The organism is Halalkalicoccus paucihalophilus, from assembly GCF_001593955.1.
Classification (GTDB): Archaea; Halobacteriota; Halobacteria; order Halobacteriales; family Halalkalicoccaceae; genus Halalkalicoccus; species Halalkalicoccus paucihalophilus.
This window is the reverse complement of record NZ_LTAZ01000001.1, coordinates 340036-366035: the sequence shown is the minus strand read 5'-3', so window position 1 is coordinate 366035 and position 26000 is coordinate 340036. Positions and strand designations below refer to the sequence as shown.

At 66.7% G+C, this 26000-nt stretch carries 32 protein-coding genes; 12 read left to right on the top strand and 20 right to left on the bottom strand.

Annotation, left to right across the window (positions count from 1 at the left end; all coding sequences use genetic code 11):
* The first annotated feature begins 43 nt into the window (after nt 1–43).
* The gene (locus tag HAPAU_RS01955) at nt 44–505 is read left to right on the top strand and encodes a methylated-DNA--[protein]-cysteine S-methyltransferase (protein ID WP_066378887.1); all 462 of its coding nucleotides are present in this window, start codon (nt 44–46) and stop codon (nt 503–505) included.
* On the opposite strand, the gene HAPAU_RS01950 is transcribed toward HAPAU_RS01955, so the two are convergent.
* On the bottom strand, nt 502–1209 hold the full coding sequence (locus HAPAU_RS01950) for a CPBP family intramembrane glutamic endopeptidase (RefSeq protein ID WP_066378885.1): 708 nt from the start codon (nt 1207–1209) through the stop codon (nt 502–504). The two genes, HAPAU_RS01955 and HAPAU_RS01950, sit on opposite strands and share 4 nt — an antisense overlap.
* A gap of 1 nt (nt 1210) precedes the next feature.
* A complete protein-coding gene (gene lonB, locus HAPAU_RS01945; RefSeq protein ID WP_066378883.1) occupies nt 1211–3247 on the bottom strand; it encodes an ATP-dependent protease LonB in 2037 nt (678 codons plus the stop codon).
* Nucleotides 3248–3363: 116 nt separating this feature from the next.
* Between lonB and HAPAU_RS01940 the strand changes: the two genes are divergently transcribed.
* Nucleotides 3364–3885 carry a nicotinamide-nucleotide adenylyltransferase gene (locus HAPAU_RS01940; protein WP_066378882.1) on the top strand — a complete coding sequence of 174 codons (522 nt, stop codon included), beginning with the start codon at nt 3364–3366 and terminating at the stop codon, nt 3883–3885.
* Nucleotides 3882–4658, top strand: a complete 777-nt coding sequence (locus tag HAPAU_RS01935) for an SAM hydrolase/SAM-dependent halogenase family protein (RefSeq protein ID WP_066378879.1) — start codon at nt 3882–3884, stop codon at nt 4656–4658. The genes HAPAU_RS01940 and HAPAU_RS01935 overlap by 4 nt, the downstream gene beginning before the upstream one ends.
* A 7-nt stretch (nt 4659–4665) precedes the next feature.
* On the opposite strand, the gene HAPAU_RS01930 is transcribed toward HAPAU_RS01935, so the two are convergent.
* A complete protein-coding gene (locus HAPAU_RS01930; RefSeq protein WP_245634008.1) occupies nt 4666–5082 on the bottom strand; it encodes an SDR family oxidoreductase in 417 nt (138 codons plus the stop codon).
* Here HAPAU_RS01930 and HAPAU_RS01925 point away from each other — a divergent pair.
* Both HAPAU_RS01925 and HAPAU_RS01920 read left to right on the top strand, forming a co-directional pair.
* Entirely contained in the window at nt 5009–5518 is a 510-nt protein-coding gene (locus HAPAU_RS01925; RefSeq protein WP_169802595.1) for an MFS transporter, read from the top strand. The two genes, HAPAU_RS01930 and HAPAU_RS01925, sit on opposite strands and share 74 nt — an antisense overlap.
* 54 nt (nt 5519–5572) lie before the next feature.
* On the top strand, nt 5573–6184 hold the full coding sequence (locus HAPAU_RS01920) for a trimeric intracellular cation channel family protein (RefSeq protein ID WP_066378868.1): 612 nt from the start codon (nt 5573–5575) through the stop codon (nt 6182–6184).
* A 106-nt stretch (nt 6185–6290) separates the two neighbouring features.
* Here HAPAU_RS01920 and thsA read toward each other — a convergent pair whose 3' ends face one another.
* From thsA to HAPAU_RS01900, 4 genes are all read right to left on the bottom strand, one after another.
* Nucleotides 6291–7850, bottom strand: a complete 1560-nt coding sequence (thsA, locus tag HAPAU_RS01915) for a thermosome subunit alpha (RefSeq protein WP_066378866.1) — start codon at nt 7848–7850, stop codon at nt 6291–6293.
* Nucleotides 7851–8032: 182 nt separating this feature from the next.
* Entirely contained in the window at nt 8033–8989 is a 957-nt protein-coding gene (locus tag HAPAU_RS01910) for a glycosyltransferase family 2 protein (RefSeq protein ID WP_066378862.1), read from the bottom strand.
* Between the two features lie 65 nt (nt 8990–9054).
* Nucleotides 9055–9762 carry a class I SAM-dependent methyltransferase gene (locus tag HAPAU_RS01905; protein WP_066378860.1) on the bottom strand — a complete coding sequence of 236 codons (708 nt, stop codon included), beginning with the start codon at nt 9760–9762 and terminating at the stop codon, nt 9055–9057.
* 40 nt (nt 9763–9802) lie between these two features.
* On the bottom strand, nt 9803–10201 hold the full coding sequence (locus HAPAU_RS01900) for a PPOX class F420-dependent oxidoreductase (RefSeq protein WP_066378859.1): 399 nt from the start codon (nt 10199–10201) through the stop codon (nt 9803–9805).
* Nucleotides 10202–10320: 119 nt separating this feature from the next.
* Between HAPAU_RS01900 and HAPAU_RS01895 the strand changes: the two genes are divergently transcribed.
* The 4 genes from HAPAU_RS01895 to HAPAU_RS01880 are packed head-to-tail and all read left to right on the top strand — an operon-like array spanning nt 10321 to nt 12496.
* Entirely contained in the window at nt 10321–10602 is a 282-nt protein-coding gene (locus HAPAU_RS01895; protein WP_066378857.1) for an ArsR family transcriptional regulator, read from the top strand.
* Between the two features lie 31 nt (nt 10603–10633).
* Complete coding sequence (locus HAPAU_RS01890) at nt 10634–11374, top strand: MBL fold metallo-hydrolase (protein WP_066378855.1); 741 nt, start codon at nt 10634–10636, stop codon at nt 11372–11374.
* A gap of 36 nt (nt 11375–11410) precedes the next feature.
* Nucleotides 11411–12076, top strand: coding sequence for a YkgJ family cysteine cluster protein (locus HAPAU_RS01885; protein ID WP_066378851.1), 666 nt, complete (start codon nt 11411–11413; stop codon nt 12074–12076).
* A 15-nt stretch (nt 12077–12091) separates the two neighbouring features.
* Nucleotides 12092–12496 carry a TRAM domain-containing protein gene (locus HAPAU_RS01880; protein ID WP_066378849.1) on the top strand — a complete coding sequence of 135 codons (405 nt, stop codon included), beginning with the start codon at nt 12092–12094 and terminating at the stop codon, nt 12494–12496.
* Between the two features lie 203 nt (nt 12497–12699).
* Here the strand turns inward: HAPAU_RS01880 and HAPAU_RS01875 are convergent, their stop codons facing one another.
* Nucleotides 12700–14400 carry a radical SAM protein gene (locus HAPAU_RS01875; protein ID WP_066378847.1) on the bottom strand — a complete coding sequence of 567 codons (1701 nt, stop codon included), beginning with the start codon at nt 14398–14400 and terminating at the stop codon, nt 12700–12702.
* A 32-nt stretch (nt 14401–14432) separates the two neighbouring features.
* Nucleotides 14433–14924 carry a metallophosphoesterase gene (locus tag HAPAU_RS01870; protein ID WP_066378846.1) on the bottom strand — a complete coding sequence of 164 codons (492 nt, stop codon included), beginning with the start codon at nt 14922–14924 and terminating at the stop codon, nt 14433–14435.
* A 73-nt stretch (nt 14925–14997) separates the two neighbouring features.
* On the opposite strand from HAPAU_RS01870, the gene HAPAU_RS21500 reads away from it, so the two are divergent.
* Together HAPAU_RS21500 and HAPAU_RS01865 are read left to right on the top strand one after the other, a co-directional pair.
* On the top strand, nt 14998–15156 hold the full coding sequence (locus HAPAU_RS21500; protein WP_169802606.1) for a DUF7559 family protein: 159 nt from the start codon (nt 14998–15000) through the stop codon (nt 15154–15156).
* The gene (locus HAPAU_RS01865; RefSeq protein ID WP_066378843.1) at nt 15153–15641 is read left to right on the top strand and encodes an Hsp20/alpha crystallin family protein; all 489 of its coding nucleotides are present in this window, start codon (nt 15153–15155) and stop codon (nt 15639–15641) included. The genes HAPAU_RS21500 and HAPAU_RS01865 overlap by 4 nt, the downstream gene beginning before the upstream one ends.
* On the opposite strand, the gene HAPAU_RS01860 is transcribed toward HAPAU_RS01865, so the two are convergent.
* From HAPAU_RS01860 to HAPAU_RS01845, 4 genes are all read right to left on the bottom strand, one after another.
* Nucleotides 15638–16738 carry an NAD(P)/FAD-dependent oxidoreductase gene (locus tag HAPAU_RS01860; protein ID WP_066378840.1) on the bottom strand — a complete coding sequence of 367 codons (1101 nt, stop codon included), beginning with the start codon at nt 16736–16738 and terminating at the stop codon, nt 15638–15640. The genes HAPAU_RS01865 and HAPAU_RS01860 overlap by 4 nt on opposite strands.
* 46 nt (nt 16739–16784) lie before the next feature.
* Nucleotides 16785–17561, bottom strand: coding sequence for a DUF7388 family protein (locus tag HAPAU_RS01855; protein WP_066379387.1), 777 nt, complete (start codon nt 17559–17561; stop codon nt 16785–16787).
* 132 nt (nt 17562–17693) lie between these two features.
* Nucleotides 17694–18275: an NUDIX hydrolase gene (locus HAPAU_RS01850; RefSeq protein WP_066378838.1), complete on the bottom strand. Its 582-nt coding sequence runs from the start codon at nt 18273–18275 to the stop codon at nt 17694–17696.
* A gap of 23 nt (nt 18276–18298) precedes the next feature.
* Nucleotides 18299–18706, bottom strand: coding sequence for a DUF7109 family protein (locus tag HAPAU_RS01845; RefSeq protein ID WP_066378836.1), 408 nt, complete (start codon nt 18704–18706; stop codon nt 18299–18301).
* An 18-nt stretch (nt 18707–18724) separates the two neighbouring features.
* On the opposite strand from HAPAU_RS01845, the gene HAPAU_RS01840 reads away from it, so the two are divergent.
* Complete coding sequence (locus HAPAU_RS01840; RefSeq protein WP_368085871.1) at nt 18725–19009, top strand: DprA-like winged helix domain-containing protein; 285 nt, start codon at nt 18725–18727, stop codon at nt 19007–19009.
* A gap of 1 nt (nt 19010) precedes the next feature.
* Here the strand turns inward: HAPAU_RS01840 and HAPAU_RS01835 are convergent, their stop codons facing one another.
* The 7 genes from HAPAU_RS01835 to HAPAU_RS01805 all read right to left on the bottom strand — a co-directional run bounded on the left by HAPAU_RS01835 (nt 19011) and on the right by HAPAU_RS01805 (nt 25990).
* The gene (locus HAPAU_RS01835) at nt 19011–20096 is read right to left on the bottom strand and encodes a glycosyl transferase family 2 (protein WP_066378827.1); all 1086 of its coding nucleotides are present in this window, start codon (nt 20094–20096) and stop codon (nt 19011–19013) included.
* 37 nt (nt 20097–20133) lie between these two features.
* A complete protein-coding gene (locus tag HAPAU_RS01830; protein WP_245634007.1) occupies nt 20134–21306 on the bottom strand; it encodes an MFS transporter in 1173 nt (390 codons plus the stop codon).
* Between the two features lie 73 nt (nt 21307–21379).
* Entirely contained in the window at nt 21380–22468 is a 1089-nt protein-coding gene (locus tag HAPAU_RS01825) for an aldo/keto reductase (RefSeq protein WP_066378825.1), read from the bottom strand.
* A gap of 40 nt (nt 22469–22508) precedes the next feature.
* Complete coding sequence (locus HAPAU_RS01820; protein ID WP_066378823.1) at nt 22509–23390, bottom strand: SDR family oxidoreductase; 882 nt, start codon at nt 23388–23390, stop codon at nt 22509–22511.
* Nucleotides 23387–23815, bottom strand: coding sequence for a DUF5791 family protein (locus tag HAPAU_RS01815; protein ID WP_066378821.1), 429 nt, complete (start codon nt 23813–23815; stop codon nt 23387–23389). Before HAPAU_RS01815 ends, HAPAU_RS01820 begins: the two co-directional genes overlap by 4 nt.
* A 46-nt stretch (nt 23816–23861) precedes the next feature.
* On the bottom strand, nt 23862–25205 hold the full coding sequence (locus tag HAPAU_RS01810) for an alkaline phosphatase family protein (RefSeq protein ID WP_066378820.1): 1344 nt from the start codon (nt 25203–25205) through the stop codon (nt 23862–23864).
* Nucleotides 25206–25456: 251 nt separating this feature from the next.
* Nucleotides 25457–25990, bottom strand: a complete 534-nt coding sequence (locus HAPAU_RS01805) for an inorganic diphosphatase (protein ID WP_066378818.1) — start codon at nt 25988–25990, stop codon at nt 25457–25459.
* Between the last annotated feature and the right edge of the window lie 10 nt (nt 25991–26000).

Genomic DNA, 26000 nt, shown 5'->3' with positions numbered 1-26000 from the left:
CTTGCGTCACGGGGTTGAAGTCGGGCTCGGCCCTTCGTTCGGTATGGACGCCAGTGACACGGGGATCTACGCCCGCGAGCTAGACGGACTCGACCGAACCGTCCAGATCGGAGTCGCCTCGGGACGGGTCATCAGCCTCTCGTTTCCCGAGGAGCCCTCCGAGGAAACCACGCGCGGCCACGAACTCCTCGACCGGATCGAGCGTGTTCTGCGGGGCGAGTCCGACGACTTCGCGGACGTCCCGATCGCGCTCACCGTTCCGACGGACCACCGGGCGGTGCTCGAACGGGTGCGGGAGATCCCGTACGGCGAGACGAGCGACGTGGCGACGCTCGTGCGGACGGCGCCGGGACTCGATCCCGAGGGAGACGAGGGGGTCGTCCGCGCCGCTTTGGAGGCGAACCCGGTTCCGATCTTGATCCCCGATCATCGGGTCCTCGACGGCCCGAGCGCGCTCCCGACGGGATTCGAACGCCGGCTCCGGGAGATCGAATCGAGTCGCTAGATCCACTCGATGCCAAGCCCTTCGTGGACCACGAACTCCAGAGCGTTCACGAGATAGTGTGCGAGGACGACCACGAGCAGGCTCTCGGTGAGGACGAACGCCGCCGCGAGCGCGAAGCCCAACAGTCCCGTGATGATGATCCCCGTCCGTCCCTGTGCGCCGTGGCCCATCGCGAAGAGCATCGAGGAGAGAACCGCGAGAAGCCACGGTGAGACGCCGTAGCCCGCCGAAACCGCGCCGATCAGCGCTGCCCGGAAGAGGAACTCCTCGAAGACGGCGATCACGGGGAGAACGATCCCCAGGAGGACGGCCCACCCCCCCATCGAATCCGGCGCGAGCAATCCCCTGAGCCCCTCGTCGTACTCGAAACCCAGCCTGTCGGCCGTCGCACCGCCGAGCTCCGAGCTCAAATACAGGACGAACCCGAGGCCCACGCCGAGTGTGAGGGCGGCCGTCGTCGTGAGGTCCGTGGTAATCCCGAGCGCCGCGAGCGGGACCTGCGTGTACCACGCGGCCGCCAGCAGGACGCCGAGCAGGACCCCCTGTGAGAGCGCAACGTTCGCAAGCAGGAGTCCGGCCGTGGGCTCGGTAGTGGAGTCGGGCTCCTTGACCGTCGCGACCATCGATTGTGAGGCGTACGCGAGCGCGAGAAGCAAGAGGGTGACGACGCCCGTCAGGCCGACGAACGTCGCCCAGTTGGGCACGTTACTGCGGCGTCGGAGAGCCGCTCGGGACCTGTCGATCCCGATCGAGCGCGGTCGTGATCTGCTTCAGCCGGTCGACCAGCCCGTCCTTTTCGGGCTCGCCGACGAGCGCGATGTCGAGCACCTCGCTGATGTGGCTGACCGGGACGATCTCGATCTGGTCCTTGTACTCGTCCTCGATCATCACGTCCTGTTCGTTGGCCGCCGGGATGATCACCGTGTCGATGCCGGCCTTCGCCGCGGCCTCGATCTTGTGGGTGACCCCGCCGACGGGCAATACGTCGCCGCGAACCGATAGCGAGCCGGTCATGGCGACGTTCTGTGCGATCGGGATCTCCTCTAAGGCGCTGATCACCGCCGTCGCGATGGAGATCGACGCCGAGTCGCCCTCGACGCCCTCGTAGGACTGCAGGAACTGGATGTGGACGTCCAGTTCGTTGATGTCCTGGTTGGTGAACTTCTTGATGATCGCCGAGACGTTCTGGACCGATTCCTGGGCGATCTCCTGGAGTTTCCCGGTCGCGATCACCTCGCCGTGGCCCTGCGTGACCTCGGCCATGATCGGCTTGACGATGCCCGAGTCGCCGCCCATCACCGCGAGTCCGTTGACCCGGCCGACGACGCCGCCCTCGTTCATCGTCATGTCGTAGTCGCTGTAGCGCTCGATGTACGTGTCTGCGAGCTGCTGTTCGATCGAGCGCGAACGCTTTTTCGCCTGCAGGACGTGATCGCGGGTCGTGAACTCGCTGTCCTCCGCACGGGCGATGTCGCCCGCGACCCGGACCAGTCCGCCGAGGTTCCGCAGTTGAAGGGTCAGATGCCCCTTTCGGCCCGACCGACGCTGAGCCTCGAGGACGACCTCCTCGACCGCCTTTCGGGTGAAGTGCGGGAGCCGGCCGTCGTTTTCGACCTCTTGGGCGACGAAGCGAGCGTACTTGCGGCGCATTTCGGGGGTGTCCTCGATGGTGTCGTCGAAGAACACCTCGTAACCGTAGCCCTTGATCCGCGACCGCAGTGCGGGATGCATATTCTCGAGGGCGTCGCGGTTACCCGCCGCGACCATGATGAAGTCCGTCGGGACGGGCTCGGTCTGGACCATCGCGCCCGAGGAGCGCTCGCTCTGTCCGGTGATGGAGAACTCGCCCTCCTGGATCGCCGTCATCAGGTGCTGTTGGCTGCGCACGTCGAGCGTGTTGATCTCGTCGATGAACAGCACGCCGCGGTGGGACTTGTGGATCCCGCCGGCCTCGACCCGGTCGTGGCTCGGCGTCTCCATGCCGCCGGATTGGAACGGGTCGTGACGGACGTCGCCCAACAGTGCGCCGGCGTGGGCACCGGTCACGTCCTCGAAGGGCGCGGTGGTGCGGTCGGCGTTGTTGATCAGGAGGTTCGGGATCATCGCGTCACTGCCGCGGTTCGCGTACTTGAACGCGAGGTAGATGATCGCGGCGGCGATGATCCCCAAGAGAATGTTCCCGATGAACAGCGAGTACCCGAGGATAACGATGATGATCAGCCACATCAGGATGGTCCGCATCGTGTTTCGCTTGCGGGCTTCCTCCTTGTGGGCGTCGACGATCTGTTCGCCCTTTCCTGCGGGTACAGTGCGAACCTTCGGCTCGTTGCCGTCGTCCGGGTTGTGGTAGATCAGAACGTCTTGGAGGTCCTCGTTGGGAAGCAGCTGGGTCATCGCCTTCGCCAGCATCGACTTGCCGGTTCCCGGCGAACCGATCATCAGGATGTGTCGGCGCTGTTTTGCGGCCTTGCGGACGATCTCCTGGGCGTGGTCCTGGCCGATCACCTGATCGACCAGCTTCTCGGGGACCTTGATGTCCTCGGTGGAGTCGATCTGTAACCCTCCGAGTAGGCCCTCGTCGTCCTCGTCGATCTCGGCGTCGAACTCGACGTCGACATCGCTACCGAACCCGTCCCCCGAGCCGTCCTGCGGGGACTCGTCTCGGGCGTCGTCGGAATCGGTTTCCGACGACTCGCTCACCCCGTCTACGGGGCGATCTCCGGTGTCTCTCTCGTTGCTCATAGAATCTGGTCGCTGGTGAAATCCAAGGTTGCGCAACTGATATACTTTCTCCCTGCCGTCTCGTTCCCCGACTCGCTACGTTTTTGGTGGGCCGTGCTGTCGAGTGCGACAGGAAGATGACACGGGGGTTCTACATCGGCCGGTTCCAGCCCTACCACAACGGGCACCACCGCATGGTCGACCGGATCGCGAACGAGGTCGACGAACTCGTCCTCGGCATCGGCAGCGCCGGCGATTCGCACTCGAGACACGATCCGTTCACCGCCGGCGAGCGCATCATGATGATCACCAAGTCGCTCGTCGACTACGATATCGTGACCTACGCGGTCCCGATCGAGGACCTCGATCGCAACTCCGTCTGGGCCAGCCACGTCCAGAGCATGAGCCCGTACTTCGAGATCGCCTACTCGAACAACCCCCTCGTCATTCGGCTGTTCGAGGAGGCGGGCGTCGAGGTGCGCCAGTCGCCGATGTTCAACCGCGAGGAACTCGAGGGAACCGAGGTACGAGAACGCATGATCGAGGACGGCGACTGGGAGTCGCTCGTTCCCGAAGCAGTCGTCAATGTCGTTCACGAGACCAACGGTATCGAGCGCATCCAGCAGGTCAGCGAGACCGACGCCAACGGCGTCCAATGATCACGCTCACATCGGACTTCGGCGAGCCGTACCCGGCGGCGATGAAGGGCGTAATCTACTCGCGGACCGACGCCCGCCTGGTCGACGTCGCCCACAACCTCCCCCGTCAGGAGCCCCGTACCGCCGCCTTCTGGCTCCGCGAAGTCCTACCGTGGTTCCCGCCGGCGGTCCACCTCGCGGTGATCGACCCTGGGGTCGGTACCGACCGGCAGGCGCTGGTCATCCGCGCCGGCGATAGCGCTCTGATCGGCCCTGACAACGGTGTGCTCATGCCGCCGGCCCGTGGGCTTGGCTATCCCGATCCCGAGGCGTTCGCCATCGACCCCGATCACGAGGCGTTTCCTGCCACCGGCGGCGAAGGGAGCACCTTCGACGGCCGGGACGTCTTTGCACCTGCCGCCGCGGCGGTCCATGAGGCCGGCGTCGAAAAAGTGAGGAAGATCGAGTGGCTCTCCGAGACCGACCCCGAGGACCTCTGGTTTCCCGATCCCGACCTCCGGGGCCGGGAGGCGAGCGGCGAGGTGCTCGTGGTCGATCGCTTCGGCAACGCCGTCACCAACGTTCCCGGTGATGTTCTGATGGATCGCTTCGGCGAGGAGGTCGCGGTCAACGGCACCGCCGTCCCCGCCGAGCGCAGCTACGCCGGCGTCGAGCCCGGCCACCGGCTCGTCACCGTCGGTGGTCACGGCAACGTCGAGCTCGCGGTCAACGCCGGACGCGGCGACGAGGCCTTCGGCGTGGGCGTCGGCTCCGAGGTAACGATCTCCTACTGAGGGGCGTCTACCCACCGATGATCGAGCCGCCGTTTATGTGGAGCGTCTGCCCGCTCATATACGAGGAATCCTCACAGGCCAGATAGACGTACGCCGGCCCGAGTTCGCTCGGTTGGCCGGGCCGGCCCATCGGCACGTCCCGGCCGAACTCCGCGACCGCCTCGGGGTCGTACTGGCCGATCGTCGCCGGGATCAACGGCGTCCAGATCGGACCCGGCGCGACCTGATTGACCCGGATCCCCTCGCCCGCGAGCTGCTGGGACAGCGAGCGGGTGAAGGCGACGATCGCGCCCTTCGTCGTCGAGTAATCCACCAATGTATCGTTGCCCTCGAACGCGTTGATAGAGGTCGTGTTGACGATCGTATCGCCGTCTTCGACGATCTTCGAGACTCGGGGAGTTCGTCCCGCCCTCGCCGGCCTCACCACCACGGTACTGGTGGCCGGGCAGGTCGTCGGCGCGCTCTCGATCCCGCCGCTGTCGGATCGCCTCTCGGCGCGCCGCCCGGCGGTCGTTCTCTCGGGAGTGCTCGTCACGACCGGCACGCTCGTCCTGCTGGCCGCGGAGACTGCCCTCGTGATCGCCGCGCTCGGGATCATCGCCGTTGGGATCGGTCTCGGCGGCGTCGGCCCGCTGTTGCGTGCGATCCCGGTCGAACTGGAGGGGATTGGACCCGGACTCACGGCCACTGCCGTCGGCTTCGTCTTCGCGGTCGGCGAACTAGGTGGGTTTCTCGGCCCGTTTCTCGTCGGCTCGCTGCTCGATCTGACCGGGTCGTTCGCCCCTGGACTGACGGTCATCGCGCTGGCCGGCCTCGCCATCGCCGCCGCCGGCTGGCGGATGACCGGCGTGGATCCCTGATCGAGCCGCCGTACCGAACGGGTGATTACGCGGGGCCGATTCGACTCCGACTGCATGAGCGACGCCGTCGCCTTCGCGCTGATGAACGTGATCGGGCTGCTCGCCTTCGCCATCGTCGGCTCGCTCAAGGGCGCGGAGGCCGACCTCGACCTGTTCGGGGTCGCAGTCCTCGGGATCCTGACCGCGCTTGGCGGGGGAACGATTCGGGATACGCTCGTCGGACAGGTCCCGCTCGCGCTCCGCACGACGACCGACGTGCTGGTTGTGCTCCTCGGCGTCGCGCTCGCGCTCGTTCTCATCCGACGGTTCGGCGACCTCCGCGAGCACCCGCTCGTGGTGCTTCCCGATGCGGTCGGGCTCGCTGCGTTCGCCGCGACCGGCGCCTCGGTCGGCTACGAGGCCGGCCTTACCCCCTTCGGGATCGTCGTCCTCGCCACGCTGACCGCCGTCGGCGGCGGCAGCCTCTGTGATCTCTTACTCACCCGTGTCCCGGTCGTCCTCCGCGAGGACTTCTACGCGACGCCCGCGGTGATCGGCGGGGTGGCGTTCTGGCTCGGCGTTTCGGTCGGTCTCCCTGCCGGGATCGCAATGATCGGCTGTGCCGTGCTGGTCCTCGCGCTTCGCCTGCTCGCGCTGCGTCGCGGCTGGCGGCTGCCGACGGTCTGATCGCGAGCTATCGCCGGTCGAACCGCGCTTTGCGACGGCTCGGAAACGACCGACTGACCGAACCCGGTTCGCACGAAGAAATTTCGGCCTCAGGAATCGACGCGGCTCAGTCGGCGGCGATGATGTCGTCGATACGGACGATCATCGTCGCGGCCTCGGTGGCGCTCTCGACGGCCTCGCGTTTGACGGCGGCGGGGTCGAAGACGCCCTCCTCGATGGGGTCTGCGACCTCGCCGGTCTGGCCCTTCGAGATGATCCCTGCACTGCCAGTGGAATCGTACGCCGAGCGCAGGTCGACCAGTGCGTCGATGGGGTCCATCCCCGTGTTGCGCGCGAGGGTGCGGGGCAGCACTTCGACGGCGTCGGCAAAGGCTTCGACGGCGAGCTGTTTTCGCCCTGAAACGCCCGCAGCTTCGCTTCGGACGCGTTCGGCGATCGCGATCTCGGTCGCGCCCGCGCCGGGGACGATCCCGCCCGAATCGAGCGCGGCGGTCACGACGTCGAGCGCGTCGTCAATGGCGCGTTCGAGTTCGTCGACGACGTGCTCGGTGCCGCCGCGAAGGAACAGCGTGACGGCTTCGGCCTCGGCGCCGCCCTCGACGAACGCGAGCTCGTCGTCGCCATACTTCTCGACGGCGATGGATTCGGCGTAGCCGAAGTCGTCGGTATCGAGGTCCTCGAGGCTGCCGATGCGCTTCGCGCCGACCGCGCGGGCGACCGCACGGGCGTCCTTGTTACCGACGTTCTCGAAGGCCAGGATGCCGGCCTCGGCGAGCGCGCTCGCGACGCGGTCCTCGATGTCGTCCGTGACGAACGCGACATCGACGCCGGCCTCCGAGAGTTTTTCAGTGTAACCCCGAAGCTCGCCCTCCTCTGCCTCGATCGCGGCGTTCAACTGTTCGATGTCGGTGATGTTGTACTCGGCGTCGATGCTGGCCTTGCGGACCCCGAGCTCCATGTCGAGCACCGCGACCGTGGCGTCCTCGACCGAGCGGGGCATGTTGTCGTTTGCGGGCTCCTCGTCGACGACGACGCCCTCGACGAGTTTGGTCGCGCTCGAAGAGCCGCCGACTTGGGTCTGGACGCGGATCTCGTCGCGGTCGATCCCCTCCTCGGACTGGACTCCCTTGACCGTCTCGACGACGATCTCGGCCAGTCGGGCGGCGGTGATGTCGCCGGTTCCCTTGCCGGTCATGCTGGACTCGGCGACCGCACGGAGGTGCTCGTCGTCGAGTTCCTCGTCGAGGGTAATCTCCTCGATCGCCTCCTGGGCGATGCGTGCGGCCTCGTGATACCCCTCGACGATCGTCGTCGGGTGGACGTCGTCCTCGAAGAGGTCCTCGGCCTGTGCGAGCAGTTCGCCCGCCAACACGGCGGCCGTGGTCGTTCCGTCGCCGACCTCGTCCTCCTGGGTCTGGGCGACCTCGACGATCATCTGGGCGGCGGGGTGCTCGATGTCCATCTCGTTGAGGATCGTCGCCCCGTCGTTGGTGATGACGACCTCGCCCGAGTTGTCGACGAGCATCTTGTCCATACCCCGTGGACCGAGCGTCGTGCGTACCGCCTCGGCGACCGCCTTGCCCGCGGCGATGTTCGAGGACTGGGCGTCCCGACCCTGCGTCCGGGAGCTGTCGTCGCTGAGAATGAAGATTGGCTGTCCGCCCATGCGCCGCTGTGATGCTTGTGACATATGTATTCCTCAGATAGGGGTCGTTAGCGGTTCTATATAATAGTTTCTATTCTTTTCGTCACTGATAGGTCGTCACAATTCCGGCGGGACGGCGATCGGGTAGCCGCACCCTGCCGTCGCCACGGCGGTTCGAGGTGGACCACGGTCTGCCGGACCGCTTACCGCCAGTCGTACTGTTCGACGGCCCGGTCGTGCCGGCCCGAGATCCCGTAGGGGTTTCGCCGCGGCGTCCGGTCGCTCACGCGCGCTCGCAGTCCGTCCTTCAGCCCGATCAGCGTGTTGGCCGAGACCGCGCTCCCGCCGCCGATCCACGCTGTGGGCGTGACGCCCCCCTCGAGAACGCCCCGAACGGAGGCGACCCCGTCGACGGCCGTGTGACCCGCGAGCCGTCGGAGGACCGTGGGCCGAGGACCGTAGTTCTTCGCGAGTCGGTAGGCGAGCGACCGGTACTTGAGCCCCCAGCGCTGGTGGGCTTCGTCGCCGAGGAAGACGCTTCCCGGGCTCACCATCCGCGGGTCGTCCCCGTCCCCGCCGTCGGTTTCGATGCTCTTTCGGACGCCCATTCCGGGCTGCCAGCTGACCGTCCGCTCCTGGCCCGCGAGTCGATGGGCGACGTCGCGCGCACCACCCGTTTCGAGGTACTCGTCGAAGCCGTCGAGATCGTCGATCGCCTCGCGGGTCAGCGCGACGTTCCCGCCGTTGAAGTAGGTGACCTCCCGACCCGCGATGGTCCGTCGTTCGCGTGCCTCGGTGGTGATCCCCCCGCGGATCGGCCGGTGGGTCGGTCCAGTGACGGCGTCCGTCTCCCCGTCAACGCCCCGCTCGATCGCCGCCGCCCAGCCGTCCTCGATGCGGTGACCCTGATCGAGCAACACCACCACCTCGCCGCTCGCGATCTCGAGGCCGGCGTTGCGCGCGACGTTGATGTTCCTGTCGGCGATCTCGACGAGGACGTCCACGTCGGGACGCTCGTGGAGCATGCCACTGGTGCCGTCCGTCGAGGGCCCGTTGACAACGATGGTCTCGACGGTCGGCAGGCGCTCGCGGAGCGCGTCGAGACAGCCCACGAGCTGTCGCCGACCGTTCAGTGTCGGGACCACGACGGAGAACTCCATATCACCGGATACCGTACCCGAACACTAAAAATACAGCGGACTGATGGCTGCCGATCACTCAACTGCTAGCTGACACGAACGCTCCAGTACGAGACCGACGCGAAGTCGTCGCCGACCTCCGTGTGTCGGAGGCCGGATTCGATCCGATAGAGGCCGTCCGCAAGCGACCGCGGGATCGCCCGGTACAACCCATAGGGAAGCAGGAAGTCGTGGCTCGAATCGGCGAGTTCGTAGCCCGTCCGGTCGAGCATCGCACGGACGTCGTCGTCGTCGTACAGCCGCGATCCCATCGGCAACAGCCAGTTGTAGATCGAGCGCGAACTCGGCGTGTTGAACGTATCGAACACCAACCGATCCGTGGTCACCCGCCGGATCTCCCGGAGGTAGCGATCCGGGTTGGGGATGAGGTGGAAAAACCGCATCGCGAGCACCGCGTCGAAGTGATCGTCCGGAAACGGCAGCCGAGCGGCATCGCCACGGACGAACTCGACGCGATCCGAGAGACCCGCCCCGCGGGCCTTTTGACGGCCCTGTGACAGCATCGCATCGGAGATGTCGAGCCCGATCACGTCCGCGCCACGGGCCGCGAGCATCACCGAAAAACGACCGGTTCCGGCGGCGATCTCGAGGACCTTCTTTCCCTTCAAATCCCCGAGCGCGGAGCTGACCGCCTCCTTCTCCTGGCGGTCGATCAGCCGGCCGCCCCGGGAGAACCGCTTGTCCTCGTACTCCTCGGCGACCTCGGCCGTCTGGTACCACTCCTTGCCCTTCACGCCACGACATACTCCTGCCGGGGGATAAAGTCCTACTGGATCACTGCCCCGTGATCACCCGATCCGGCCGGATCTTGACGATTACCCGTTCGCCGCCCTCCTCGTCGTGGAAGGGGTACTCCTCGACGTCCATGTACCGCCTCGCGAGTTCGTCGATGTGGTCTACGGCTCCCTCCTCGGTGATCTCCGCGACTTCCCCCCGGATCGAGAGATAGGTGTAGGGGTCCTCGGGATCGAGGATCGAGACACCGACCTTCGGATCCCGCGTGAGGTTTCGCTCTTTCTGTCGGCCGCGGGCGGTGTTGATCATGAGGTACTCGCCGTCGTAATCGACCCACACCGGCGTCACCTGCGGCGTACCGTCCTCCATCAGCGTCGCGACGTGTGCGAACGTCTTCCGCTCGAAGAGGTCCTCGTACTCCTCGGGTATCGCTCCCATGTCTTCCCTTCGACCGAGCGGCGGAAAGCCGTTTCTTGGTATGGTAATTATACTCCTTGATGCATATATATTGTTTGTACACATCTATAGCCAACGCTTACCATGAACCCTTGCGAGTGATGGGTATGAGCACACGTGTGGACAGCTTGGGGAGGAGCGAGACGACGCTCTCCGAAGAGGAGTACACCGAGCGGCTCCGTGAACTACCGCCGAGCGCGAAACTCGTCGCGAAGGTCCTCGAGACCGACGCCCCGCTCTCGCAGGGGGGACTCGCAGAGGAGTCGTTGTTACCCGACCGGACCGTTCGCTACGCGTTGAACCGGTTGGAGGAGGTCGACATCGTCACCTCCCGATACAGCTTCCGCGACGCCAGAAAACAGGTCTACTTCCTCCGTCGGTAAGTTCTCGCTGCTGGGGGTGTAACCACCCCGTATGGATATCGACCGGTTTTCGGTGCCGACGCCCACCCGCGCGCCCACGGGATCGACCAACGCCTATCTCGTCGGCGAGATCCTGCTCGATCCCGCCGCGCGCACCGACGCCCTCGACGCCGCCGCCGAACGGGCGACCCACGTCGCCGTCACGCACACCCACCCGGACCACGTCGGCGCGCTCGCCCACTACGCTGACTCCCGCACGGTATGGGCGCTGTCGGGCCACGCCGATCGATTCGAGTCGGCCACCGGCGTTTCGCCCGACGAGACCTTCTCGGAGGGCGATCGTCTGGCCGGGCTGACTGTCCTCGAAACGCCCGGCCACGCGCCGGATCACGTCGCCTTCTCGACCGGGACGGCGGTCCTGTGTGGGGATCTGGCGATGGCGGAGGGGAGCGTCTTCGTCGGCGGCGAGGACGCCGATATGGCCGCCTACCTCGACTCGCTGCATCGGCTCCACGAACTCGACCCTCGAACCATCTACCCGGGCCACGGCGACCCGATCGAGGTACCGCAAAGACGCCTCGACTGGCTGATCGACCACCGGCTGGAGCGCGAACGCCGGGTCCTGCGGGCGGTCGAAGCGGGCAACGAAACGATAGCGGCGATCCGCGACGCGGCCTACGAGAAGGACCTCGCGGGGGTCGAGGACCTCGCGGCGCTGACCGTCGAAGCTCATCTGAAACAGCTCGCGAGCGAGGGCGAAATCGAGTGGGACGGCGAGCGCGCCCGGCCCTGACGACGACCTTTTGGCCCGCCGACCCCTCGTCGAGTCATGGAGTCGCTCGAAACCGAACTGGCACGCGCCCGCGACCTCGATATCAGGGTGCTTGCCGACGCCATCGAGTCCATCGGCTTCGAGTGTACCCGGTGTGGGGCCTGCTGTACGAGCGAGGCCGACGAGCCCCACACCGCGACGGTGTTTCCCGACGAGGTCCGGGAGCTCGAAAGCGAGACGCGCGACTGGCGCGACGTCGCCCGGCCCATGCCCTACGGGCTCGACGAGGCGGGCGAGGGCGAGACCTTCGAGTGGGCGCTTCAGACTGACGGCTGTGGGGACTGTACCTTCTATACCGAAGACGAGGCCGGAATGGGGACCTGTACCGTCCACGACGAGCGCCCGCTGATCTGTCGAACGTACCCCTTCAGCGTCGCACTCGGTGGGACGAGCCAGCCGATGGGCGAGGCGGTCGATTCGGAGGGGATGGTTCGGGCCCACGAGTGCGAGGGGCTGGGGCGGGACATCTCGCGAGCGGACGCCGAGGAGTTGGCTGGGGCTCTGAAGGAGCGCGCGGTCCGCGAACTGGAGGAGGCCATCGGGGTTCGGGAGAACTATCGGCCCGTCGAGGGGTCGACGGTCGTCCACGACTCGGAGGGGCCCAAACGCCCCGACGGGCGCGAAATCGGCGACACTACTAATAGGGGCGACACCGACGAGTAGCGTGGAGGTCTCCCCATGCAAATCTCTGATAAACTCCTGTGTCTGTTCAACGCGGAACTCACCGAGAGCGACGGCGGCTACGTCGTCGAGATCCCCGACAGCGAGATCGAGACCGGATCGCTCGACCCCGACGAAACCTACCGCGTCGCACTCATCTCCCGCGACTCGGGCGCGTCCGAGGAGGCCGACACATCCTCGAAGCGCCGTCCCTCGAGCGAGCCCCAACCGCCCGTCGAGGAGGGCGAGATCCGCTACGTCGAGATCGAGGACATCGGCAAGCAGGGCGACGGCATCGCCCGCGTCGAACGGGGCTACGTCATTATCGTCCCCGGCGCCGAGATCGGCGAGCAAGTGAAAGTCGAGGTCAGTCAGGTCAAGTCGAACTTCGCGGTCGGCGAGATCATCGAGGAATCGGTCTGAGACACGCACGTTTTTACTGCGGGGGTTCGCCGGGCCTTCGGCGCACTCAACCCGCTTAACCTGTCTGGCGGGACCTCGGGTCCCGCTGACGCCACTGAGCGAAGCTCAGTGAGCGCACTAAAAAGACCGCGAGCGAACGACGTTCGCTCGCGGACCGCCGTTACTTCACCCGGTACCGATCATGCGACAGAATTCCGGTCCTCTCAGGCGAACCGCGAGAGATCCACACCCACCTTCTCGCCGGCCTCGCGCGCCGAGTCGTACGGTCGACCGACGACGATGTCGCCCGCCGTGGACTTCCCGATCCCCGGTACCGCCGTCAGTTCGGTCATCGTCGCGCCGTTGACGTCGAGCGGGTATGGAACCCCCGTCACCGACCGGTAGCCGTGATCCACGATCGCGACGTCCATCGCGCTCCCCAACTCGTACTCGCCGGGCACCCCGATCAGAAGCGAGTAGGTCCCCAGCTGTCGCCCGAAGGTCGTCCCCTCTTCGTGGTACTCCATGTGGACATCTTCCAAGACCGTTCCCGCGGGCGCGACCCGCTTGAGCATCGGGTTGTCGATCTCCTCCCTGATCTCGCGTTTGTACGGCTTGAACTGCTCCTTGTGCTCGCGGGCGATGTCCGCGCCCGTCTCCGCCATCTCCGTACCCGCAAACGCCATCACCTGCCGGATGTTGATCCGCCGGACCATCAGCCCCTCGTCGTAGACTCGTTCGAGAAAGCGCTTGTTGTGCTCGTAGGTCTCCGGACGCTCGCCCATCAGCCCGTGGACGAGGTTGATTCCCGGCAGCAACTTGGGAAGGCGGTTCCCCGCACTCTCGCCGTGTGAGGGGCCCGTACCGGGCGTTTCGCCGGGTCGCCATCCGCCCTCCTCGTTGACCATCCGCACCGCCCCCAGACATTCCTCGGCGGTGACGAGGAGGTTGTTCTCCTCTTGAACCACGGGATCCGCACTCTCTAATCCGAACGCCGCGGTGTCGCCGGGCGTGTTGTGCTCGGCGATGATCCGGATCCCCTCGCGCGACTTCTCGGGATACTCGACGATCGTCACCGGGTTCATGTTGTCCAGATGCAGCGTCCCGAGGTCGGGCACCGCCTCGCGGATCCCGCCGTAAAGCTCCCTGAGAGCGTCGGGGTTCGGTTTCTCGCCGTCGCCGCCAAAGGCGAGGATGTCGGCTTGGCGTCCCAGCCGGAAGTGTCGGGAACCCCTGTCGGCGAGGTTCGAGACTTCGCTCACGACCGACTCGGCGCTCCGAAAGGCGGGGTTGCCGTACAGCGGTTCGGTACAGAACGAACACCGATACGCACAGCCCCGCGAGGTCTCCATCTCGCAGATCAGGTACTCGGGGTGGTTGGGGTGCTGTTCGATCACGAACGCGCCCTCCCTCGCCCAGCGGTCGATCTCCTCGTTGTCGCGCATCCGGTCGTTGAACCCTTCGAGTCCCGATCCCACGAGGTCGGCGGCGGCGGCCTCGATGTCGCCCTTCGCGACGAAGTCGTAATCGAGGTCCTTTCGCTCCATATCCTGGGCGCCGGCGTTCTCCTCGCCGACGCCGAACTTCACGGGGCCGCCCATCAAGCTCGTTCCACGGGAAACCCACGCCAGTTTCTTCACCTCGTCGGGTTCGGCGGGCGTGCCGCCGACGTACTTTCCAGGGACGGTCATCCCGCCGATATAGACCATCAGGTCCGCGTCCTCGACGTCGCGCCATTTCTTCCTGTCCTCGCGCAGCTCGTCGATCGTGTGATACGTGACGTTCTCGGGGGGAACGCCCGCATCGACGAGCGCGCCGGCCGTGTACCGCGGGTACGTCGAGATGTAGGGTGGAACCCCGAAGTGTGCCGGCTCGTCGACGTAGCCGTCGACTAGCGTCACCGAGAGTTCCGAGGGGTCGGTCATACCCGCTCTAACCCCCGGAACGACAAAAGACGTTATACCCGGTAGAACTCGACGCCTCGACTCTCGGTGTCGACGACCGCCACCGTTCGGTGTTCCTCGGGGACGGTAGGAAAGTGCGCGCCGGGGTTCACTACTAGGGTTTTGTCGACCACCCGTCTCTCGCGTTCGTGGTGATGGCCGTAACAGACGTAGTCGTACTCGCCCGAGGCGGCGTAGCCCTCGACCTCCTCCTTCGATTCGCCGTGGAGCACGGCGAAACGCTTCCCGCCGAGTTCGAGGTCGGCGAAGCGGCCGTGGAGCTCTCCCCCGATCGCCTCGAAACCCGATTCGAGGCCCGCGACCTCGCCGTCGTTGTTGCCGAGCACGCCGTGGAGCGAAAAGCCCTCGAAGAAGGGCAGCACCGGCGGGGCGATGAAGTCGCCACAGTGGACCAGGGTCTCGATGCCCTCCTCGCGGAACAGGTCAGTCGCGCGCTCGATGGCCGCGACGTTGTCGTGGGTATCGGAGATTACGCCGACTCGCATACCGGGGGGTCGACCGGCGCGCACTTAGAACTCACCCACGGCATTGATAATCGCGGCGGCCCTACACTCGTCCATGCCCGCGACCCTCGAAGTCGTCTGTACGGACGACGACTGCGAACTCGATATGTTCGAACTCCACTACACCTACGACATGCCCGACGACGTCGGCGTCGAGGACTTCCAGTGTCCCTACTGCGGGGGCGTCGACTGTCTCGAAGCCATCAAGCTATGACCATGAAGGTCTGGGAGATCGGCAAATCGGTCGGCAACCACATCGCAGAGAGCGTCGGGCGGGTCTCGAGCCGCGTCCAGGAATCGCGCCCGCTCGCGGTCGACCTGCTCGAAGGCGAGGAGGCCTACCTCGCCGTCTTCGACGCGCCGGGAGTGTCGAGCGGCGACGTACAGGTGCGCTTCTCGAACGGCGAGGTGCTCGTCCGTCTCGAACGCTTCCGTGAGTTCCACGAGGGCTTCGAGATGCGCCTGCCCGGCCGCGGGCTCTCGCTGGACGGCAGCGTCCGGCTCCCCGAGGGCGCGGCCATCGACGCCGAGGCCGCCACCGCGACGCTCAAGGAAAACGGCACGCTCCACGTCCGGATTCCCAAGGGCGAGAGCGACGCCACAACGGTCACGATCGAGGACGCAGACGGGATCGACGCCGAATCCCCCGACGACGAGGCGGAGACTCCCGACGACACCTCGGTCGGAACCCCCGCCTAGAGCGCCAACCCCTCGACGATCGGGAACTCCTCCTCGCCCGTGAATCGCGTCGGGTCGAACGGTTCGACCCCCGATTCGCCACGCACTTCGCGTGCGATCACTTCGCCGAGCGCCGGCGCGCGCATGAACCCGTGGCCCTGCCAGCCCGTCGCGACGTACAGCCCCTCTTCGAGCCAGCCCAGTAGGGGGTCCCCGTCAGGGGTGGCGGTACAGAGCCCCGCCCACGCCCGTTCGACCGGCGGCTCGGCGAGTCCGAGGCGTTCGCCCGCCCGCTCGCGGGCTGACGCGACGAATCCCGCGTCGGATGCCCGGTCCCACCCCTCGGGATCGCTCTCCCGGTCCTCGGTGCCGTCCCCCACCAACAGCCCGTCCGGATGTGGCCGGAAGTAGAAGCCTGCGCTCGCGTCGTAGCCCATCGGTGTCTCGACCGCGGCGTCGAGGACGAGCGCCTGCACCCGGTAGGGTTTCATCGCGATCGAACGACCGGCTTTTTCGAGGACCCGTTTCGTGTGTGCGCCCGCCGCGACGACCACCGTCTCGAACGGCTCGCGATCCCCGCCAGCGTTGACGCCCGCCTCCGCGAGCGCCGCGGGCGTGTCCGTCCTGATCTCGACACCTGTCTTGCGTGCCTTTGTGGCCATCATCCCGGCGTAGGTCGCCGGGTCGGTCCAGCCCGCGTTCCGGGCGAGGGCGGCCGTCCCGATGTCGTTCGTTTCGAGGTCCGGTGCCAACCCGGTCAGTTCCCTCTCGTCGAGCAGTCCGGCGTCGATCCCCCGTGAGCACATTTCCGAAACCTGTTCGCGGATCGCGCTTCCGCGCCGCTCGTCGCCCGCCTGCGCGAACCAGACGTAGGGAGTCTCGTGGAACTCGAAGCCATCCCCGACCGAGAACTCGCGGAAGCGCTCGATCGATCGCTTCCCGATCCGCGCGTCGATCTCTCCGGCGTAGGCGTCGTAGAGTACGCCCGCCGCCCGATCCGTGCTTCCCGAGGCGAGCGCGCCGCGCTCGAAGACGGTCACGTCCTCGCCGGCACGCGCGAGGTCGTGTGCGGCCGTGAGTCCGACCGCCCCGCCGCCGATCACCGCGATCCGTGTCATGGCGATCCGTGTGCGGGCCGACTACTTGACCTTCGCCCCCTCCGGTTTACAGGAACTCCTCTAGTCCGCGGGCGGGATAGCCGACGACCGTGTCCGCACCCGCCTCCCGGAGCGCCCCGACCTGTTGGCGGACTTCCTCAGCCCCTCCCACCAGCGCGAAGTCGCTACTCGCCGCGAGCAGCACCTCGCGGGCGCGGTCGGTCGCCGCCGCGTCCGTCGGCGCGCCCTCGGGCAGTGCACGGGCAACTGGCCGCCTGCGGGCAACGTAGGCCCCGAGCGCGTCGAGGGCCTCGTCGGGGTCGTCCGTCAGAACGGTCGGCGCGTAGACGGCGACCTCGCCCGAGAAACCCGCGGCCCGCAGCGCCCGCAGGTCCTGCGGTGTCGAGCGACCCAGGAGCTCGAACTGGGTCGCCCCGGTCGCAAGCGCGAGGCGTTCGACCCCTTCGGTGCCGACCCACGCGCCCGGCGCGGACTCGACGGCCGCACCCAGACGGGGTGCGAGCGCTTTGTTCCGTTCGTCATCGCTCAGATAGGCGCTGTGGCCTGCAACGAGGACTCTCCCGACGCCATCCGGAAGCTCCGCGAGCAGCGAGTCCTCGCCCAGCGGGTCGAAGCCGTCGGCCCGGACGGGCGTCGTGAGGTAGACCTCCTTCTCGGCGGCGAGCGATTCGAGCACCCCGCGCTCGGGGAGGTGTTCGCGCCCCTCGTAGTCGACGACGACCGTCTCGAACGGGAGGGCCGCCCCCCGGGAGACGTCACACTCGGCGGGCTTGAGCGCGGCGGCGTCGAGCCCGGTCGAGCGCACCCGCTCACCGGCCAGCATCGTCTCCTCCGAGAACCGACTCACGATCGGGTCGGAACGCGATCCCCCGCGGACCGATCCGCGAGTCCCCGTGGCGTCTGTACGATCATACGCCCCGTAGGGAGGGTCGAGCGCAAAAGCGTGTCGTTCGGCCTATCCGTAGGACTCGGGGTCGAGGCGCTCGGGCGCGCGCCACTCCGTGGTGAGTTCGAGGAACTGGACGACGATCCGCCCCGTGGCCCCCCAGACGGTGTAGCCGCCGACGTGGAAGTAGTGGATCACGATCTCGCCGTAGTAGGGATGTTCGCGCCGTTCGAGTTCGTGGTTGCTCTCGTCAGTGAGTCCCGCGACCGGGAGGACGGCGATCTCGGCGACTTCGCGGTCGTCGGGTTCGTACTCCCTGTCGGGGATTTCGACGACGAACGGCGTGATCGAAAAGGCGGTCACCGTCCGAATATCGTCGAGTTGGCCGACGAACTCCGCTTCCTCCTCGCGCAGGCCGATCTCCTCGCGGGCCTCGCGTAGTGCGGTCGCGTAGATGCTCTCGTCGTACGTCTCGCGCCCGCCGCCGGGAAAGCTCATCTGACCGGGATGGTCCGAGAGGTCGTCGGCCCGCTTCGTAAACAGCAGGTGGGGCTCGCCCGCCCGGTGGACGACGGGGACGATCACCGCCGCCTCGCGCTCCTCGTCCGTGACCCGGCGGGGCTCCCGACCGACGACCCGACTGAGGTCCATTGGTGGATCTATCGGCCCCGACACTATAGCCGTTCTTGCTCGTCGTCGCGGACCGCGCTCGCGTCGACCGGGGCCCACGCTTCAAGGTCGTAGCTCACCTCGCGTGCGAGGTCCGGGTCGTCCTCCGCCGAAAGCCGTCTGAGGACTGTCTTCCCTGCTGCCTCCCGATCCACCTCGCGTTCGGGGACGTCGAGGATGTGGGGCAGGTCGCTCGCCCCCTCGGGGAGCGTCGGGAACGCGGCGGGACCCGCCAGAACCAGCCCCTCGTGTTCGACCAGCGCGTAGGCGGAACGCGCCTCCTCGATTCGACCCTCGGGACCGGGTTCCTCTCCCTGTCGGTAGGCGAGTTCGGACCGGGCTCTCTCGAACTCCTCGCGGGTGAGCGCCCCGAAGAGGTCACAGATCCCCGCGAGTTCGTCGTCCGTGAGCATAGGTCCCCTCAGGAATAGCTGCACAAAGAACCCCGGCCAAACGGTTTTCTTCCGCCCGGCCGTTCCCGCACTATGGACGACGCCGCGCTCTTCGATGCGATCGGCGAAGCCGACCCGGCTACCGCCGAACGGATCGCCTCCCTCCTCGGGGACGATCCCGACGACGTGGGTGAACGACTCGCCGAACTGGAGTCGGCTGGGCGGGTCACACACGGGGAGGGCGGGTGGCGACTCGCGCGCGATCCGCGCCTCGATTCGAGCGTCGAGCGGATGGTCGACCGCCTCGGGCGCGAGCGCCGGTAGTTCAGAGCGCGTCGAGCGCCCGTTCGCTCGCGCTCGCCACGTCCTCGGGCGAGAGGTCGGTGTCGGCCCACGCGGGCAGTCGCCGGTCACTCCCTGCCGGGTGGATCGACTCGGCGTAGCTGTCGACTTGAGCGCGCTCTGCTTCCCGGTCGTACGCCAACCCGTTGAACGCCGCGTCGGCGGCGTACCCCGCGACGAACCGTCCGGCGACCTCGCGGTAGCGCTCCGGCAGTGTGTCGAAATCGGGTTCGATCCCCCCGTCTTCGAGCAGGCGAAACAGCGCATCAGCGACGTGCTCGCTCATGGTGGCGAGTCCCGTCGCCCCGCTCACCGCCCGGTGGTCGTGTTCGTGGACGCCCAGATCGACCTGTGCGGTCCCCTCGAAACCGGCGATCGAGAAGGTCTCGCCGAGCAGGCCGGTTTCGAGCCCCCAGACGGGTTCGGGACGGACCTCGCGGGCGACCGTCGACGTGAACCCCATCTCGCCGGCAAGCGCGTAGCGAAACGCCCCCAGATACTCGAGGAGTTCGTGAGAATGGCGCTCCCCGAGCGCCGCGACCAGCGGCTCGTAAAACAGCCTGAACAGTCGCCCGTAGAGGCGGCCGTTCTCGACGCGGGCGTAGTACCCCTTCGAGAACTCGAACCCGCCGAGGGGCGCGAGCAGCCGGGGGACCTGCGAGGCGTCGTAGTTCTTCACGTCCGCGTCGTGGAGCGCGACGAACTCCTCGCGGGCGGCCAGTCCCATACCGAGCCAGACGTCCCGACCCTTTCCCGTCGGACCGTCGATCCCGTAATCGGCGAGCAGCCCCTCGACCGCCGGCGCGTTACACCAGACGAGAGTGAGATCGAGATCGAACCCCGAGAGCCACGATTCGAACGCCCCGACGCGCGAGGCGGGCGCGCGAAGCGGGACGATCACGCGGGCGGGTTCGACGGCTTCGAGCGTCTCCAGCGTTCGCTCGGGGGCCAGTCCAGCGAACTCGCGATCGGTCATCGGGACGACGACGGCGGCGCGGTCCGTGGGTGCGTCCGGGGGCTGGCCCGTCAGATCGTGGAGCGTCGCGATCCGCTCCTGGACGTACTCCATCGCTCTCCCCTTCGGGCGAGCGAGTAAAAGCGGGCCGTTATACCTCCGTCGCCGCCGGCAGTCGACCGGCGACCCCCAGCAGCGTGACGGCCCCGACGAGCGCCGCAAGCGCCAGCGCGAGTCCCTGGAACACCCTATCGTACGCGATCCCGGACTCGACGAGTTCGCCGACGAACCAGCTCCCAAGCGCCTGTCCGAACATCATCCCGCCGCTGAACGTAGCATAGGCCCCGCCGCGGTGCTCGTCGGGGAACGACGAGAGCAGGAAGGTGTCGGCCGCGGGGAACATGCTGTGGATCACGTACCCCATGACCGCACTGAGGAGGACGATCCCGACCAGTCCCTCCGTGACGGTCAACAGCAGGACGCAGACGATGAACGAGCCGATGACCGCGAGCAGGTACGGGAGGGCGGGCAGGCGATCGACCAGTCGTCCGCTGATCCAGAAGGCGGGCACGCCCGCGGCGAAGGCAACCGTCAGCAGGTTCCGTGCCAGTCCCGGATCGAACCCGCGGGCGGTCTCCATGTAGGAGGGATAGAAGTTGAACAGTCCCTGCCAGAGGAAGCTCGTCGCCCCAAAGACCAACACCCCGACGGCGATGAGCCGCCACTCGGCGCGGATCGCACCCAGGAAGTCCCGATCGACCCCGCTCGCGGCGGGGAACTCGGTGCGTTTCGCGGTCCGGTAGAGGACGGCGGTCGCAACGAGCGCCCCGAACCCGATCAGGGCGAAGACGAGCCGCCAGGAGACCAGCAGGGCGAGGGTGACAAGCGGCGCGGCGATCACGGCGGCCACCTGGATCACCGCGCCGTGGATCCCGAGCATCCGTCCGATCTGCCCGGTGTAGAGCTCGCTGATCAGCGGGTTCGCCGCGACGAAATACCCGCTGGTGGCGGTGCCGATCAGGAACGCTCCCAATGCAAGGGTGAGCACGGAGTTCGCGAACGTCGCGAGCAGCGACGAGAGCGTCAGGGTCACGCCGGCAAGCAGTACGACCCGGTGGCGGGGAATGACCGTGAGGAGGTAGCCGATGGGGATTCTGGGGAGGGCGCTACCGGTCCAGACGAGGGTAACGACCAGCCCGATGGTCCCCGGTCCAACGGAGAAGGCCGCCTGCAGCGGCTCGACGAGCGGTGCGTAGACCACGCGAACGAGGTTGACGAGGAACGCCATCGAACACAGCGAGACGAACAGCCGGCTCCGGGTCACTACCGCTATCGAGACGTGGGCGGGTCCCAACCCTTTCGGAACGCGCCGGGGTTGCCGTTTCCCTCGCGGTCGGCTACTCGAACACGGAATCGAACGCGTCGGCCCCCATCGGGTCGGATCGACAGGCATCGAGGTTCTCGTGGACGTGATCTCGATTGCGCATCCCGACGAGCGCGCTCGTCACCCCGGGCGCGCTGCGCGCGAAGTTGATCGCCTTCTGGGCTGCCGATTCGCCCTCCAACCGTTCTGCGACCGCCTCCGGAAGCCCCGCCGCCAGCTGGCCCTGCCCGATGCTCGCGCTCGCGAAGGCGTTCAGCCCCGCCTTTTGGGCGAACCACAGCGCGCTTTCGGTTCCCTCGGCCCCCTCGTGGGCCTCAACGGTAAAGGCGTCGGCCATGTGGACGTTGAAGGGTAGTTGGATCGCCCGGAGATGGGTCGCGGTGTTGCCCGCGGCCTTCGCCGCCGAGCGAGCCCGCGAGGCGATCTCGGGCAGCGAGAGGTGGCGCTCGTGTTCCGGATGGACCCGGAAGGCGTCCCACGTCGCCACCCCGTAATACCGGAGATCGTCCGCGGCGACACGTTCTTCGAGTCGGGTGAACGTCCCTTCGAGCGTGTCGTAGATCTCCTCGCGCGAGCGTTCCTCCAACTGTGTCTCGGGGTTGTGGACGTAGTAGAGGTCGATCGTCTCCAGTCCGAGGTTCGAAAGCGAACGCTCCAGTTGCTCCTCGATGAAGTCGGGCGCGATGCAGTGACTGCCTCGCACCAGCTCGTCGCGGGCGACGAGCCCGGTATCGACGTACTTCTCCTGAATGTACGCGCCCGGATCGGCGGGGCGCTCGCCGTCGAAGGGGACGAAGCCCCCCTTGGTCGCGACGAGCACCGCCTCGCGGTCGATCCCGCTCCCGTCGAGTGCCCGCCCCACTACGCGCTCGCTTCGTTGGTGGCGGTAGTTGATCGCCGTATCGAGGACGTTACAGCCGCCTTCGAGCGCCGCCGTGATCGCGTTCTCGTACTCCTCGTCGACCGCGTCGGTCGGGTCACCCAGATAGGTCCCGAGGCCGAGACTCGAGACTACCCCGTCGCCGAACCGGCGGAAATAGGTCCGGCCGAACTCCTCGCCGAAGCGATCCCGGTAGGCCCAGGTGCCGTCTGCGGTCGCCATGGGGGGATCTACCGGAGCGAACGGAATATACTGCCCGCTCCTACCGGCTCGGGTAGGCTTTGACCGCCTCGTGATACCCCTCGCGGTAGGTCGGGTACGAGAACTCGTAGCCCAGTTCCTGAAGTCTCTCGTTCGAACAGCGCTTGCTCGTCTCCAGTCGTCGTCGGGCGGGTTCCGAGAGGTCCGGATCCGAGAGGCGTTCCTCCTTCGTCTCCTTTCCCGGCTCCGGGACGCCACACTGTTCCGCGAGCCAGTCGGCAAAGTCCCATTTCGAGGCGGGTTCGTCGTCGACGGCCAGCACGACCTCGCCCCGGGCGAGGCCCTCCTCTATGAGGTAGCGGACCGTGCCGGCGGCGTCCTCGCGGTGGATCATGTTCAGGTACCCCTCCGTTACGGGTCCCTCCAGATATCGCTCCAAGCGGTAGCGATCGGGGCCGTACAGCCCCGCAAAGCGCACGACGGTGCCCGCGATGGGCGAGTCGAGCGCGACTTCCTCCGCTTCTCGGAGCACGCGCGTCTTCTCGGTGGTCGGCTCCACCTCCGTCTCCTCGTCGACCCAGCCCCCGTCGTGATCGCCGTAGACGCCGGTACTCGAGGTGTAGAGCAGCCGTTCGGGCGGGTCAGCGCGTTGCGAGAACTCCCCGAGTACGGTTTCGAGTCCGCGGACGTAGACCTCGCGGGCGGCCGCCGCGTCCCGGCCGCCCGAACTCGCCGCGAAGACGAGCACGTCGGCGTCCGGGACGCGCGCGAGATCGTCGGGATCGGTGAGGTCGGCTCGCACACTCCGGAAGCCGGCGTCCTCGATCGACTCGCATCCTTCAGGGGAGCGCCGCACGCCGACGACCTCGTGGCCGCGAGCGGTGAGCTGTCTCCCGAGTTCGAGCCCGATGTACCCACAACCCAGTATCGCGACTCGCGTCATCGTTTTTGCTCCCCGATGAACTGATGGATCTCGGCGTATTCGGCGAGCGTCATCGGGGCCCGCCCCTCGACGCGCTGGTGGACCTCCTTGCCCGAGAGATCGCTGTCGAGGTTCGCGGCGATGGTGTCCACGTCGAGGACGGCGGTGGTCATGCCCAGTAGGAGACGGTCCTCGATCTCGGCTCGCACGATCTCGGCGTCGGGTTCGTCTTCCGAGAGCGCGAGGATCTCCGTGGCCTCCTCGACGGTCAGTTCGGGTGACTCACCGTCGACGAGCGCCCCCAGTCGATCCGTCTCGATCCCCGTCCCTTCGGCGGCGCGTTCGACGCCGACCGATTCGACCACGTCCGCGAGTTCGCTCTCGTACTGTTCTCTGAGGTCCTCGGGACTGTCGGCCTCGCTGCCGTCGAGGTCGCGATAGAGCATGCCCGGGGGTACGGGCCCGGGGTGAAGAAAGCCTCCGGTCGGCGATCTAGACGAGGCTCGCGCCGTCGAACTCGCCCCGGTCGTACTCGGCCTCCATCAGGTCGAGGATGGTCGGCGCGATGTCGAAGAGGTTGGCGTCGCTGATCGTCGCCTCGCCGTCGATGTGGAGGGTCGCGTTGTCGAAGCTGTGCATCCCGTTTCGCGGTCCCTTGCCGAACACCTCGCCGTGGCCCGAAAAGCCGGACTTGAGATCGAAGCCGTGGTTCGGAATCGCGACCAGGTCGGGCGCGATGTCCGCGTGATCGCCCCGGAAGGCGTCCTCCTTCTCGACGACCCGCTCACAGACCTTCTCGCCGTTCGGCCCTTCGAGCGCCTCGAGGTCGGCCTTGAGTTCCGCACGGACCGACTCGTACTCCTCCTCGGGAACGCTTCCCCGTGGTTCGCGCCCCTCGAGGTTGATATAGAACCGACCCGGGATGAGCGAGTACGCGCGTGCGTCCGTCGCGATGTCGCCGAGTTCCGCGTGGTCCTCGTTCTCGAAGGAGAGCCAGCCCTCCTCGGCGAGCCACTGGTTGCAGTGGACCTCGTAATCGAGGGTGGTAAAGCCGTGATCGCTTGCGATGATGAGGGTGACATCCTCGGCGAGACGGTCGCGGAGATCGCCGATGTAGCCGTCGAGCTTCCGGTAGAACTCCATGAACTCCTCTCTGTATTCGCCGTCGCGCTCGTAGTCCTCGAACAGGAAGTGGTTGACCCGGTCGGTGGTCATAAACACGCCGAAGAAGAGGTCCCAGTCGTCGGCGTCGATGTAGTGTTTGAACGCCTCATACCGGGCGTCGATCGTCTCGTGGGCGTCCTCGACAAAGGCGGTCTTGTCCTCGTCGTGGCCGAGTTTCGCGTTCACGTCGATCCGGTAGTCGAGCCCCGCGAGCGTCTCACGGAGTTCGTCGGGGTACGCCGCCTTGTCGAGACCGGGAGAGAGAAAGCCCGAGACCATCCGCTGGACCGTTCGCTGGGGTGGGAACGTCACGGGGACGTTCATCACCGTCGCCTTCCGGTTGGCCTCGGTGACGCGATCCCACAGGCGGGTCGCCTGGACGTCACGGCCCATCGGCACGTAGGTGTCGTACGAGCCGTTCTCGCGGTCCTGAAAGCCGTAGACCCCTGTTTCGCCGGGGTTCTGTCCCGTCGTCAGCGAGGGCCAGCAGGCGCTCGATTCGGGGGGAACGATGCTCTCGATCGCGTCGGCCGTCCCCTCCTCGGCGATCGCGGCGAAGTTCGGGAACTCCTCGGGGTGGTCCGCGAGGAGCGTGTGTGGAACGCCGTCGATACCGATAAACGCGACACGAGGCAGGTCTTCGCCGCCGCGTATCCGATCGAAGAGACCCATATTCCCCTCTACTGGCGTCCCCTACAAGAACCTTCGTTTCACGCCGCTTGACTACCGTTCGATCGCTTCGTCCTCGTCTCGGTGGGGCGCTTCGTCCGCCTCCGCCTCGACGTTCGTCGGAACGACCGTCGGATGGGCGATTCCCATGGCGGGTGTGCGTGCTGCCATACGACTCGCTACGCTCTCACCCTTCAAAAAATTACCCATAATCATAAAACATTCGGTCCGGAGTATATTATTACTAACAGGAATTACGCGAACTCCTCCTCGTAGAGCTCCTGGGCGTGCTCGATCGCGTCGTAGGCCGCTTCGCGGTCCTCCCAGCCCTGCGTCTCGACCTCCTTGCCTTCTTCCAAGTTCTTGTAGGACGAGAAGAACTCGTCTATCTCGTCTTTCGTCTGCTGGGTGAGGTCCTCGACGTCCTCGATGTGGTCGTATCGGGGGTCCTCGACCGGCACGGCGATGACCTTGTCGTCCTGCTCGCCGTCGTCGTCCATCTTCATCAGCCCGACGGGACGGGCCTCGACGACACAGCCGGGGAACGTCTGATCCTCGACGAGAACCATCACGTCGAAGGGGTCTTCGTCGTCGTAGTAACTTCGGGGAATAAACCCGTAGTCCGAGGGGTAGTGGACGTTCGAGTGAAGCACCCGATCGAGGACCACTCCCGGGATGTCCTTGTCGTACTCGTACTTGTTGCGCTCGCCTTTGAGACACTCGACCACCGCGTAGATCTCTTCGGGCGGGTTCGGTCCCGTTTCGAGGTCTTCCCAGAGGTTCGTCATTCCGGTTCGA